The sequence below is a fragment of the Bacillus cereus group sp. BfR-BA-01360 genome (assembly GCF_022663595.1).
GTDB lineage: Bacteria > Bacillota > Bacilli > Bacillales > Bacillaceae_G > Bacillus_A > Bacillus_A cytotoxicus.
In genome coordinates, this window is record NZ_JAKUFV010000002.1 from 302,170 (window position 1) to 315,723 (window position 13,554).

Genomic DNA, 13,554 nt, shown 5'->3' on the forward strand with positions numbered 1-13,554 from the left:
CATGATTAAGAAATAGATGTTTCTTTTGCTTCTGTAATAAACTGCTGAATTTCTTCTACTGTCGGCATTGCATCTGAACAACTATGCTTCGAAATGACTATTGCCGCTGAAGCGCTTCCAAATTCCATCGCTTTTGGCACGTCCCAGCCTTTCATCAATCCGTATATAAAAGCAGAGGCATATGAATCACCAGCACCGAAAGTTTTTAATACTTTTGTTTTAAAGATACTTCCTTTATATGCATGACCATCTTTTGTATAAGCAATAGACCCTTCCGAACCGTGCTTGATGACAACCATTTTCGCATGATGATCAAACCATTTTTGAGCAATCACTTCATCTTTAGCTTTCGCATCTCCTATGATTCCTTCCATCATTTCAAATTCTTCTCGTGTACCAATAATCACATCACATTTTTCAGCTGCAAGGTTGTAATACATGGCTGTATCTGCTTCAGATGTCCACGTATATGGTCGATAATCTAAGTCAAAAAATACAACAACGTTATGTTTTCTCGCATAATGTAATGCTGCAAAAGTGGCTTCACGTGAAGGACTTACTGCAAGAGCTGTTCCTGAGATAAGGAGTGCTTTTGCCTGTGCTATATATTTCTCTGAAACTTCTTTTACTTCAAGCTTCAAATCTGCCACATTATCACGGTACATTAAGATGCTACATTCTTCCGGACTCTTAATCTCAGTAAATGCTAATCCTGTAACTGCACCTGTTTTATCTACAACGACATTCTCTGTATCAATTTTCTTTTCTTTCAAATAGTTTGTAATAAAGCGTCCCATTTGGTCATCTGCTACTTTTCCAATGAATCCACTTTTTAAGCCTAACGTAGCTGTTCCCACAGCAATATTCGCCGGTGAACCGCCTACATATTTTGTAAATGTTATTGTTTCTTCCATCGGACGATTGATCTCATTTGCATTTAAATCAATGCACGCTCTTCCTAACGCTAAAAAATCAAGAGGTCGATCGTTTGCGATTTGTAACATGTCCACTATCTCTTCCCTCCATTAAAGTAACCGCTTTCTTTTTATTCTAATAAAAAACATTTTATTTAATAAATCCTTAAATAAAATGTTACTAATGCACGTAGTAGAGAAAGTATTTTTAGTTAAGCGCTTTCCCTTGATTGAATTATAACGAATAAATTCAAAAAAATAAATACATATTTTCTTATTTTCTAAATTTTTTCATTAATTATTTTATTAATAAAATTCATTGTGATAATACGCACAAACAAAAAATACATGTAAATCCCTCTATTTTTCCCAAATAAATAGCCTCTATTTTATTTAGAAGAAAATAGAGACTAAAACCATGATATGTATATACGTTAAAATATTATGGTACAAAATATTAAATTTATGACATTTTTGTCGTTGACTCTCGAATCATTAATTCTGGTACTAATAATATCCGCTGTTTAGGTTTATCTTTATGTTCAATTTGTTGAATTAATAAACTTGTCGTTTGTTCAGCCATCTCTTGAATGGGCTGTGCAATTGTTGTTAATGGAGGATAACAAATATCCGCTAAGATAGTATTATCAAAACCAATAATCGAAAGTTCTGTTGGAATTCGTATTCCTTCTTCTTTCGCCCCTTGCATGACACCCGCAGCTAATATGTCATTACAAGCAAAAATTGCTGTAGGGCGATCTTTTTCCTCAAATAATAATTTCGTAATTTGCTTTCCATTTTGTATCGTTGCGGCTTCTGTATAATGAATTAAATTTTCATCCACATTCACCCCAGCTGCTTCTAATGCATCTTTGTAACCTTGAATACGATATTTACTACTTGTTGTTTGTTCAGCAATTAGGCCAATCCGCTTATGCCCGAGGGATAATAAATAATCCATCGCTTGAAAAGCAGCCTTATAATCATCCACCGACACCATATCAACAGATAATGCTGGTATATCTGTTGAAAATAATACAACGGGAATATGTTTTTCAACAAGTTTTTTTATGTGTGTTGTATCTTGAAAGCTTGTAGCAATAATTAAACCATCTACACGCTTTCTCAATAATAAAGAAATATATTTCTTTCCTTTTTCATCGTTATTGTCCGTGCTGCACATAATAACATTGAATCCCTTTTCTTCAGCGGAGTCTTCTAATGCGCGTGCAACTTCCGAAAAAAACGGGTTTGCAATATCTGGAACTAGAAGGCCGATCGTATGCGTTTTTTTTCCAGTTAATGCAGAAGCGACAACGCTAGGTTGGTAATGCAAGCGATCCATTACTTCTAATACATGTTTTTTTGTTTTTTCACTAATTTTCCCAGTACCATTCACTACCTTTGAAACGGTTGCAATTGAAACCCCCGCTTCTTTCGCCACATCATAAATAGTCGTTTTCATTGTCTCCCACTTCTCTTCTCATAACGTTATCTTCCTTTCAGTATATCATACGAAACTTAAATTTTTCATCTTGAGCGGAACTCGCTTCATTCCAGCTGCACATATCTTCTTTCTTCTTACAAAAATAAGCAGTATGCCTATGCATAGACATACTGCTTATAAACGGTATAGTGTTAAAAAAGGGGTACATACAATTTATTTCATGACACCTTCAAATAGCCATTCATGGTCTGAATCATTATGGAATTTCCATGTACGCACCGGTCCTGCCATTACATTTAAATAGTAGGACTCATAGCCTGGAGGCGCTGAAACAGGATGGTATCCTTCTGGTACAAGTACAACATCGCGATTTTTCACAATTAATGCTTCATCAAGCGTACGATCATCATTGTATACGCGTTGCATAATAAATCCTTGTTTTGGATTTACTTCATGGTAGTATGTTTCCTCTAAATAGGATTCGTGAGGCAAATTATCCTGATCATGTTTATGAGGTGGATAACTAGACCAATTCCCTTCTGGTGTATATACTTCTACAACTAATAAACAATCTGCCTCTTGATCTTCTGGTAAAATATTATGAATTTTCCGTGTCATATGTCCATAACCTCGGTCTTGTACACCAACATTATTTGGCGCAATAAGACGCGCTTTATATGTACCTTTTCCCGGAGCTAAACAAACAGCTAATTCTACATCTGTTAATGCTTCGACATGAAATTGATCTTGATTTGGTACATAGACTGAGTATGGTGGAATCTTTTCAAAAACACTCATGCGCTCTCCAATATTTTCAAAACGCTCTTCCTTCGTCGCAACATTTGCTTTTCCGCTTAATAGAACAAGGCAAACCTCTTTATCATTTGTTACTTCTTGCAAAGTCTCTCCTTGCTTTAAAGAAAACAATTCAAATCCAACATATTTCCATCCTGCTGATTCTGGTGTTACAGATACAATGCGTCCATTTTCTTCTCTTTCATGCGGGCTTACGATTAAATTTGCCATAACTTTCATCTCCCTCATTTCTTCAATAGTAATGGATGGTTGATTTTAACAGGTTGTTTCAATCGCAGTGATTCTTTTGCTGCATGGGCAATGCGCTCTGCTTGTAACCCGTCGTTTCCACTACAAATTACAACTTCATCATTTAAAATAGAGTGCACAAACAATTGAATCTCTGTAATATAAGCCTCTTTATAGCGCTCTAAAAAGAAATGTAGCGGCTTGTCTTGCATGACACCGTTTGCTGTTGAAATGCGGACAGTTGATGGACAATCATTTTCTGTGCTTATACACCCTTTTTCCGCAAATAACTCTATTCTTTGATCATAACCATATGCTGCTTTGCGGCTGTTATCAATAACTCCAATCGCACCATTTGCGAATGTTAATGTAATAATAGCAGTATCGATATCCTCATATTCAGAAAATATAGGATCAATTAAATTCGCACCTTGTACATATACTTCAGTTACTTCACTGTTCATCACAAAACGAGCCATATCAAAATCATGAATGGTCATATCCATGAACATTCCACCAGAAGTTTGAATATAATTTGCATTTGGTGGCTCTGGATCACGGGAAGTGATTTTTAAAATATGTGGTTCTCCTAACTCGCCAGACATGATAAGATCACGCACGCGTTTATAATTATGATCAAAGCGACGGTTAAAGCCAACTTGTAGTTTTACACCGCTCTTTTCAACTACTTCTAATGCTTCCTTCGTCTCTTTTTCTATAAAACTAATTGGTTTTTCACAAAAAATATGTTTTCCTGCTAATGCAGCTTCTTTTATAAGAGTTGCATGCGTATTTGTTGGGGAACAAATACATATAGCCTGTATGTTATCATCTTGTAAAATGTCATGATAATTATTCGTTACTTTATTTATTCCTTTTTCTTTTGCCCAGCCATGAAGTGCGTCAATATTTACATCTGAAATAGCTACAACATTCATTTCCGGTATATAAACTGAATTTTCGATGTGAAGCTTTCCGATTCTTCCTACACCTATAACTCCAACATTTAACATATCCCTAACCAACCTTCCATACATAGGTAGATTAGGAAAGCGCTTAACTATTTGTTTTTAGTATACTGGATATTTTCGAATAATTCAATTATATATTTATATTTTGTGGTAACTTCCGAATATCTCCATATGATTCTTTACATTTTCGTACGCCGCCTGAATGACATCTTGATGAAGTTTAAAATAATCTGTATAAGGAGTAGCTTAAACGGAATTGTTAATCATTTGGATTAGTTCGTTTCCTATACGATACATTTCACTACTCCTCATAGTTCTAATCATTATTATGATATAATTACATATAGAATTCTTCTTTTCCTCTTTCCACCTATCTCAAAAACTTGTAAACTCCAATTTCCTAACCTTAAACTATTGTTTTTTAAGTTTCAATTGTGAAATTTCCCAAAAATGCAAAGTGTATACTATTTTGTGGCGAATATATAAGTTAGATTTGTAATGAATAAGTAATGATCTTCTTTTTCATAGTCATAACTTTTCAAATAATATGCCAATTCGATCATAAAAGTAGAGGTGAAAGATGGAGCGAATAGATGAGATTAGAACGGAATCAATGGCTTCGTTATAAATTCTAATGTTCAAGAATTTGATATGAAAACAAATGAAGAATGAGACGTATTAATAGAAGTCAATCTTCCTACTGAAACAATGTTGGATATATTGAAAAACACTTATAAAGGTTGGAAGAAAATACATATGAAAGTAAAAGAATGCTCCTATGACATCACTCGTAATGAAAAATCCATTCAGTAAAAAACAAATGCGATAACTTTTGTTGTTCAAAAAAGAGGTGCATACGATGAATCGGAGTAAGTTGATTTTCTTGGTTATTATATTCTCGTTGCTTAGTATACTTGCATATGCCATACATCAATATATAACCAGAGGTATCATTGGTGGCAGTACCATTTTTGCTGGTTCTTTAATACTTAGCTATTTGATAAATCATATAACATGGGGAGACCCAAATGGTGTTTCAAAAGAAAGTTAAGATGAAAAAGGACAACATATTACATATAAAAGCTTCAAAATTGGATATTTCGTATTAGTCATTATTTTGTTTCTTTTATCGATTTGGACAGAAGAGTTTTCTGCTTTCTATTCACTCGATAGCATTCAAAACCTTCCTTTGTTCCTTGCGCTTTGCTCGTCATTTATTGTGATTCCACTTGTTGAATATATTGTTTCAAAACGACATCAATAAAGTGAATGTTTAATCAGTAGGAAGGCTCCATCCCCACTGATTAAAAACCCTCATCAATTGGGGTAACAGAATAAAGGATATAAAGAAGAAGGAATTCTTTTACAGAGGAATTCCTTCTTTTTCTCCATATTTTTTACAAACTCGCTCTTTCTAACATGTCATGAATTGATAATACTTCAAATAAGATGATAGCTTCACTTGCAAAATGATGATGGTAATCATCTGGTTTATGCTTTGCTAAATCATTAGAACGGTATTTTAAATAGTGATTTCATTTTCCCCGAAATACATAACAATAAAATTGCCTAAATTAACATATTTTTCCAACACTGCACTTAATTGCATACCAACAAATATATGAGATAAAAACCTTCGATATATTTTTCTTTTTTAAAATGAAATGTTTTGAATCAGTGAAATAGTGATAACGAGTGTTGATAAACACCCTAAAGATGTTAAAGTTATAATCTTTCTGTTATTTTGCTTTTTTGAAGGTTTACTTAGTTCATGTGTCACTGCCCCCCATAATAGTATGGATACTCAGGCAATAATACTCATAGACATATTTGGCACACCCTTTCATGAAATATCTTAACTAACAGCTTTAAAAGGACTTCCTAAAAAGTTCATTTTTTACACAATTCATTCCTGTTTTTTTATTGATAAGTATAAAATAAGTTGCCTTCCAATCGGTCCCATTTTTCTTTGTCCTCTATCTTCAAAACCAACTTTTAAATATACTTTTTGTGCTGGAATATTTCGTTCGTTTACAGCTAAAACAACTTCATTTATTTCTGGAAAGTACGCTGTGACATATTCTTGTAGTAAACGCAATCCTCTTTTCGCATAGCCTTTTCCTTGCTTTTCATAATCAACTGAAAAAGAAACTAATAATAACGCATTGGGGTTATTTGTATATTCCGTAACTCTTTCTCCCGTTTGAAGTGCAAAAATACCGACTGGAACATCTTGATCTACAATCACAACGACATGTTTTGTAATGTCTTCTTTTGCTTTTTCAAGTAAGTCACTTGGATTCGCTGTAAACTGAACTTGTTCGCTAGGTAAAGTGAATGTTGCGATTTTTTCTTTATATTCCTCTTTGTAAGGAACAAGTTTAATGTTTTCTGTATGTATGCTCATTTTCATTTCCCCATTCTTTCTATTTTATAAACCTCTCCTTTTTCTCTCCTTATTTTTATTAAACCATATATCCCTTTAGTAACAAACTGAATTTTCACTATTTATTTGATAAGAAAAATCCCGCGCTTTCCACACGCGGGATTTTTCTTATCTTTGCAAGTGATGATTCGATTGATCTTTCTGTTCCTTTTTTAACTCATTTTCTTCGTTTTTCGGCAACTGCTTATCATTATCTTTTATTGGATCTGTTTCTTTATTTTCAATCATATCATTTGGCACTTGCGGCATGACACGGCCGACAATGGCGGCAAGTTCATCAAGAATTCCTTCTCCCGCTTTACCATGTCTAATTTGATTTCCCATTTGTTTCAGTCGTTCATACGTATCAACATCTGCGACAACAACCGCATTTGCACCTTTTGGGTCATGCTTTAAGCTTTCCGCGACAGAATATTTAATGGATTCAACGCGAGAACGATCCAACTTTGCCTTAACATCAATACCAACAACAGCATATTTACCGATAACAACAGCCGTTGCATCTCGCACGCCTGGTATACTTGCCGCTAAAGAAGCAAGATGATCCGCCACTTTTTCATTTGGTTTATTATTATCAGTATAGGTCACATTACGCATAGATACATTTCTTTTCTCTGGCTTTTCTCTGGCATTATCTTTTGTCCCTACGCTACAGCCAGCGATAGCGAAACAAATCATCAGCATATATATACACTTTTTCATTCTGTTCACCACTTTTTATTCTTGATGTTTAATCATACATGTGTTCCACAGCTTGCATCTTTTTCACTCTTTCTTCTGTTCCATCATTTGCATTAATAAAGATTTGATACGTATCTTTCCCTAATGTCCCTACAAATTCGTAACAAAGTACTTCTTTATGCAAATCATTTACAACAACCGCTTTACGTTCTTCCATTACCTTCACATCTGGATTGATTTTTTTTCTTGCCTCAGTAGCTGATAATGTTGCGGTTGGAATGGTTCGTTTTTGATGAGATGCTAAATATTCTTTTGCTGAAAAACCAACAATTGATCCATCATCTAATGCAATTTTCATTTGAATAGATTCAGGATAAATCCGCACCCCATTTTCATTTACTACGTACGTAAATACGCCAACATTATCATATTGTGAACTATCATACAGTTCTATATTTGCAAACTTATGATTTTTCAAAAACGCTAACCCTTTATTTCCTGCTTCATTTAAACTAATCTTTTGCTCTTTAATCTCACGGTTATTCATGACCCAAATTGGATATCCACCTTTTCCGGTAATATCCATATAAAACTCATTATTTGTTTTTGGAACTTTAATTTTCACGCTATAAAAAGATTCTTTTGCGCCTTTTCCACTTTTCTCAACTTCCACTTTTTCATTTCCTTTTAAGTTTAAAAATCGTTTTGCGATTTTTACTGCTTCATCTTTTGAAATTGGTTTTCCTTCAGCTTGAAACCCACCTTTTTCTTTTTTCTGCAAACTCGTAAAAGTAGGTCCAAAATTTGTTGAAGCATATGATGTTACATTCTTTTCAACTGTCTTCAGCCCATCGATAATTGTGTTATCGGCTGGATCTTTATTTGATGCAAGCGCAAGCTCTACATCCATCCAGCGTAAATTATTTTTCAATACAAGATGCTGTACTTTGCGAAGTTCATCTTGAATATTCTTTGCATTGGCATATAAACTTTGTAACGTTTTATATTCTTGGTCATTGAGTGGCTCTTTTTCTAAATCACGAACAGCCGTGCGGTAACTAAAGTCACCAATATTCGCCAGAAATTCTTCTGTTTTATTAAAGGGTAATAAGGTTAAAGGAAGCTGTCCAACATCTGATCGTGCTTCAGATGTAAGACGCCATACATCCGCCAGTGCTGGCGATAAAGAAGAGCGTGAATTCATCGCTAGAGTTGTTCCAATTTTATCGTGTAATAAATCGACCTCGTATGCTAAATCATGGAATGCTCGCTGATAACTGTTCTCTGCTCGAATCAATACCGCATTCTTCTCTTGATGCTCTTTATAGCCCCAATATCCTGTCCCCACGACACCAATTGTTAATAGTACAATGATAATACCTCGTAACATCTTTCCACCTCCGCTCTATTTACAGAAAATATGTTTACCAATTTTTTTGATTTGTGGACGACTCCAAATCCACTTACTCGTTGCAGTATCTGGATTGAAATAATAAAGAGCATTTCCAGTTGGATCCCAGCCATTTATCGCATCTAATACTGCTTTTTTCGCCGTTTCATTCGGCGTTAAATAAATTTGTCCGTCTGCGACTGCTGTAAAGGCACGCGGTTCAAAAATAACACCCGAAACTGTGTTAGGAAACGATGGACTCGTTACACGGTTCAAAATTACCGCTGCAACTGCAACTTGTCCGATATACGGCTCTCCTCTTGCTTCACCATAGACCGCATTGGCCATTAATTGAATATCATTTTGAGAATAACCATTTGGAACATTGGTTCCTTTGTTTTGCGCCGGCTTACTACTTTGTCCGCCGCCACCAGTCGATTTCTCATATTTGGTTGCTTTTATAAGCATTTGTTTTGTTTTTGGCCCCGCTAGCCCATCAACCTTTAACCCAAATTTTTGCTGAAAGTTTCGCAGTGCCCAATATGTACCCCACCCAAATACACCATCGACTTTTCCTGTATAATATCCGTTATATTTCAGGCGTGATTGCAATTCGATGACATCTTCCCCAGATGCGCCTCTTTGAATGACTTGATTAGAAAAGGCCTGTACATTTTTTGTTTGTTCACTACTTACGATGATGGATATACCAATCAATACAAGTAAAAGGAGTATTTTTAAAATACTGATTTTACGCATATATTTCCCTCCTTAAAGACAGTAATGAATTCATAGTTATGTTTTGTAAACGGAGCGCTTTTATGTAAAGAATACAAAAAAATCTACAGTTATATGTTTTTTGTTCTATGCAAACAATAGAAAAAAAATAAAAAGGAGTTTATTTATGAAACGACTTTGCACATATTTCATTTTAAGTATTGTACTTTTATTGACATCTTTTCATACATACGATGGATTATCTATCGTTCATGCACAGCCGTCCTATGCAAAATGGGGAAAACTAGCAGTAGAAAAAACGAAAGAAAAATATCCGAAAGCAAAGATTGTTGATTATCTTCATATCGGTAGAAAGCCACAGACTGTTCATGTGACCGTCGAAAAGTTTAAACTTTGGTTGCGTGAGAATGGAAAAGAATATGGTGTTTTTGTTCATATAGAATTTGAGACGAAAACAGAGAAACTTTTGAGGATCACCTTTCAAAAAACGAGTAGGTAAAACGAATCTTCATTAACAAATAATGTATATGCATTTAAAAAAGGAAACCTTACGAGGTTTCCTTTTTTACTTTGTCAGCTGCAAAGCTTTCCTATACTCATGTCTCTTTTCTAACGTCTGTTTCGCATATTCTGCAGTTAATATGTAGTCTACAGGAATATTTTGGAGTAAATGTTGTTTAGCATTTGGAAGCAAAATGGTAATATCCTCTATAACAATCTTATTATTTTCAATAGTTTTATTAAATGATTGAACTCTTCTTGCAACTTCCGCTAATTTTTCCATATGCTCAGAATTGTTTAGGTCTAAAAAGCTATTACTTTGAAACACTCCGGTAACATACATCTTCTGATTTTTCTTTTTGATTTCTTTCTCAGTTTTTTTATCAAAAACAGTATCTCCCGTCTGAATTTGAAGAAACGTAAATCGTGTATGATCGCCTGTTTCTTCATAATATGTATGGAATTTCTCCTGCACATCATTTGCTTGTTTCTTTACCTTATAGTTATCATTCTTTACTTTAGGAGAAAAATCCCCCTCAAAATCGAGTTGAAATTGCACGTGCGGTTCATCAACTTGCTGCACATAAGCGGTACGAAGATCTGGACCAAAAAAATCCTTTCCGTTCCCGTGTGTTTCAACTCGATTTAATTTAACGGAAATTCCGTATTCTGCTTTCGCGTAATCTTGTGCTTTTGTTTCAATTTCATCATTTGATATATCACATGCTGCGAATAGGAATACACTACACATCATGCTACCCATTAATTTCTTTCTTTTCATATTTCATCTCCCTCTAGTTCTACTGTATCGTATATGAGCAACATCGTAAATAAAATTTTAAGTAGCGGGAGTTGTACTCTAGCCATCGCTCTTCTATACATATAGATTTTCTTGCAAATGAGCAACAAACTGTTTTAACGGAACTAATCCACGCTTTGGCATCTTACTGCTTATAACAGCAACAAGTTCTAATTTGGGAACAACAAATATATATTGTCCTCCGTATCCCATTGCAAAATATATACAGTACGGTATGTGAAATCTTTTGTAATCTACAATCCACCAATGATATCCATACGCTCCCACATGCTCATATGTTTGATAACGCGGAATCGTTGATTCTTTTATCCAGCTTGATGATACAATCTGTTTCCCATTCCAAATCCCTTCTTTTAAACATAAAATTCCTAATTTCAATAAGTCTTCGCTTTTCATTTTCATGCCAAATCCACCAACATAAATTCCTTGTGGATCTTGTTGCCATTCATACTCAGTAATCTCTAAAGGATCGAATACATATCGTTTTGCAAACTCCGCTGTTGTCATTCCCGTTGCGATTTGTAAAATATAACTTAACAAATGAGAGGATCCTGAATTATAGTTCATTTTTGTCCCTGGCGCTTCTACGAGTGGGCGTTGTAAAACGTATGTAATCCAATGGTCCGATTCAACAAAATCATTTGGAAATACAACGCCATCCCCAAATTCTTTCCACTCCTCTCCAGTTGTCATAGTTAATACATGATAAAGCGTTAATTGTTGCTTATCTTTTGGGACATGTTCAACCCACTGTCTTATCGGAATATGTATACCCTCTATATATCCTTTATCAATTGCTATACCAATTAAGAGAGACAAAATACTTTTTGTAATAGAATTTATTTTATATACATGATTTTCATTTTCTTTTTCCTTGTAATACTTTGTTATGTATTCACCTTTTTGATATATAAGAAATGCATGTACTTTCTTATGCCGAAATACATCCTCCAGTTTACAAAAGTCCACCATCTGTCCCTCCACATATATATTTTTATTCTTACTATTCTACTCAAAACAAAGAAATATTTCTAACTTCACCTTAACATTTTCATAAAAAAATCAGCCTCTCCTAAGAGATGCTGATTTTTTTTATAATTTCGTTCGTACATTCCAAAGCTCTGGGAAAAATCGCTGATCCAACACACGTTTTAAATAAGATACACCAGACGAACCACCTGTCCCCATTTTATGACCAATGATACGTTCTACCGTTTTCATATGACGGAATCGCCACTGTTGTAACCAATCTTCTATATCAATTAATTTTTCTGCAAGCTGATATAAATCCCAATATTTTTTCACATCGGCATATACTTCTAACCAAGCCGCTTCAACTGTCGAATCCTCTTCGTAAGGCTGCGTAATATCGCGACCTAGTACGTCTTTATTGATTGGAAATCCTTCTTTTACAAGCGCCTGAATTGCTACATCATAAAGGCTTGGTGAATGAAGCGCTGTATGCAATCGAGCATGTAGTTCTGGATCTTTTTCATAAATTTTTAATGCGTGCGGTGTTTTATAGCCAAGTGCATATTCAATCATTCGGTATTGATACGATTGAAAACCTGATGCTTGACCGAGTGAATCGCGAAATTCAATATATTCAGACGGCGTTAATGTGGCAAGAATATCCCACGATTGAATGATTTGTGATTGAATTTTCGACACCCTTGCCAACATTTTAAATGCAGGTGCCATCTTTTCATTTTGAATAGATTCAATCGCTGCATTTAATTCATGTAAAATCAGTTTCATCCAAAGTTCACTTGCTTGATGAATAATAATAAACAGCATTTCATCATGATGATTAGATAATCTTTTTTGACTATCTAATAAGCGATCTAACTGCAAGTACTCTCCATATGTCATATTCTCCTTGAAATCTGTATAAATCCCCTTTTCCATAATTACTTTTTCATTTTCTGTCATCGTTATGTAACACCCCTTCTATGCATCATGCATCCCCTGTTATAATGGTCGAATTATAGCACGAACTGGGCTACCATCTGCTTCTGTTAAGGCAAGTGGTAAAGCAATCAGCTCATAATCTCCGTCTTGTACATGATCTAATACGACATTTTCTAAAATATGAATACCGTGCTGAAATAATTGATGATGCGCTGCTAGTTCTTTATCATCAAGTGGATCTACAGAAGGTACATCTACTCCAATTAATCGGACTCCTTTTTTTGAAAGGAATGGTGCAATCTCCGCACGTAAAAATGGGATTGTGTCTGGAAACTTTTGTGCGTTCCCATGTGAAGAAGTGCGCAGTAATAACCGCTCCACACCTTCTAAATTGAACTGTTGTAATTCTTTTACTCCAATAGAATCCATACTTGAAACATCGATAATACGCGCTGGTCCCACATACACATGAATATCTAAATCTATGACTTTCTTTCCATCGTTATCAAAATGAAACGGTGCATCAATATGTGTCCCTGTATGAATGCTCATCGTTACCTTTCCAATATTAACGGACCCACTTTGCTCTTTCGTGCAAGACACTTCATATGAGAAAGGTGTATCTCCTGGCCAAGTTGCAATCTCATTATTTAATGGCTGTGAAATATCGATCCATTCAGATGCCTTCATC

Annotated in this window: 13 protein-coding genes and 3 pseudogenes; 3 read left to right on the top strand and 13 right to left on the bottom strand. The window is 34.8% G+C overall.

What is annotated here, in order from left to right; genetic code table 11:
* Positions 1–5: 5 nt before the first annotated feature.
* The 5 genes and pseudogenes from iolC to MR056_RS03355 form a co-directional block, all read right to left on the bottom strand.
* Positions 6–1,010 (bottom strand): 5-dehydro-2-deoxygluconokinase, encoded by a 1,005-nt coding sequence (gene iolC / locus MR056_RS03335; RefSeq protein WP_375293706.1) that lies wholly within the window; start codon positions 1,008–1,010, stop codon positions 6–8.
* Positions 1,011–1,377: 367 nt separating this feature from the next.
* A complete protein-coding gene (locus MR056_RS03340; protein ID WP_087098758.1) occupies positions 1,378–2,379 on the bottom strand; it encodes a LacI family DNA-binding transcriptional regulator in 1,002 nt (333 codons plus the stop codon).
* Between the two features lie 195 nt (positions 2,380–2,574).
* On the bottom strand, positions 2,575–3,387 hold the full coding sequence (gene iolB / locus MR056_RS03345) for a 5-deoxy-glucuronate isomerase (RefSeq protein ID WP_087098760.1): 813 nt from the start codon (positions 3,385–3,387) through the stop codon (positions 2,575–2,577).
* Between the two features lie 14 nt (positions 3,388–3,401).
* Positions 3,402–4,418, bottom strand: coding sequence for an inositol 2-dehydrogenase (gene iolG / locus MR056_RS03350; protein ID WP_087098762.1), 1,017 nt, complete (start codon positions 4,416–4,418; stop codon positions 3,402–3,404).
* A 96-nt stretch (positions 4,419–4,514) separates the two neighbouring features.
* Positions 4,515–4,619 (bottom strand): annotated as a pseudogene (locus MR056_RS03355) (class II aldolase); the annotation flags it as partial.
* Between the two features lie 363 nt (positions 4,620–4,982).
* Here MR056_RS03355 and MR056_RS03360 point away from each other — a divergent pair.
* Positions 4,983–5,189: pseudogene (locus tag MR056_RS03360) on the top strand (hypothetical protein); the annotation flags it as partial.
* Positions 5,190–5,235: 46 nt separating this feature from the next.
* Positions 5,236–5,640: pseudogene (locus MR056_RS03365) on the top strand (hypothetical protein).
* A 642-nt stretch (positions 5,641–6,282) separates the two neighbouring features.
* Here MR056_RS03365 and MR056_RS03370 read toward each other — a convergent pair.
* The 4 genes from MR056_RS03370 to sleB form a co-directional block, all read right to left on the bottom strand.
* The gene (locus MR056_RS03370; protein WP_012094375.1) at positions 6,283–6,783 is read right to left on the bottom strand and encodes a GNAT family N-acetyltransferase; all 501 of its coding nucleotides are present in this window, start codon (positions 6,781–6,783) and stop codon (positions 6,283–6,285) included.
* A gap of 147 nt (positions 6,784–6,930) precedes the next feature.
* Positions 6,931–7,524, bottom strand: a complete 594-nt coding sequence (locus tag MR056_RS03375; RefSeq protein WP_012094376.1) for a YhcN/YlaJ family sporulation lipoprotein — start codon at positions 7,522–7,524, stop codon at positions 6,931–6,933.
* A gap of 28 nt (positions 7,525–7,552) precedes the next feature.
* Positions 7,553–8,893 carry a germination protein YpeB gene (gene ypeB / locus MR056_RS03380; protein ID WP_048723020.1) on the bottom strand — a complete coding sequence of 447 codons (1,341 nt, stop codon included), beginning with the start codon at positions 8,891–8,893 and terminating at the stop codon, positions 7,553–7,555.
* A gap of 15 nt (positions 8,894–8,908) precedes the next feature.
* A complete protein-coding gene (gene sleB, locus MR056_RS03385) occupies positions 8,909–9,652 on the bottom strand; it encodes a spore cortex-lytic enzyme (protein ID WP_012094378.1) in 744 nt (247 codons plus the stop codon).
* Positions 9,653–9,797: 145 nt separating this feature from the next.
* Between sleB and MR056_RS03390 the strand changes: the two genes are divergently transcribed.
* Complete coding sequence (locus MR056_RS03390; protein WP_012094379.1) at positions 9,798–10,130, top strand: DUF3889 domain-containing protein; 333 nt, start codon at positions 9,798–9,800, stop codon at positions 10,128–10,130.
* A 66-nt stretch (positions 10,131–10,196) separates the two neighbouring features.
* On the opposite strand, the gene MR056_RS03395 is transcribed toward MR056_RS03390, so the two are convergent.
* The 4 genes from MR056_RS03395 to kynB all read right to left on the bottom strand — a co-directional run bounded on the left by MR056_RS03395 (position 10,197) and on the right by kynB (position 13,553).
* Positions 10,197–10,913, bottom strand: a complete 717-nt coding sequence (locus MR056_RS03395; RefSeq protein ID WP_012094380.1) for a hypothetical protein — start codon at positions 10,911–10,913, stop codon at positions 10,197–10,199.
* A 93-nt stretch (positions 10,914–11,006) separates the two neighbouring features.
* Positions 11,007–11,921, bottom strand: a complete 915-nt coding sequence (locus tag MR056_RS03400) for a serine hydrolase domain-containing protein (protein WP_041810380.1) — start codon at positions 11,919–11,921, stop codon at positions 11,007–11,009.
* A gap of 123 nt (positions 11,922–12,044) precedes the next feature.
* Positions 12,045–12,884 carry a tryptophan 2,3-dioxygenase gene (gene kynA / locus MR056_RS03405; RefSeq protein ID WP_012094382.1) on the bottom strand — a complete coding sequence of 280 codons (840 nt, stop codon included), beginning with the start codon at positions 12,882–12,884 and terminating at the stop codon, positions 12,045–12,047.
* Between the two features lie 39 nt (positions 12,885–12,923).
* Positions 12,924–13,553, bottom strand: a complete 630-nt coding sequence (gene kynB, locus MR056_RS03410) for an arylformamidase (protein WP_048723023.1) — start codon at positions 13,551–13,553, stop codon at positions 12,924–12,926.
* Position 13,554: the final 1 nt, after the last annotated feature.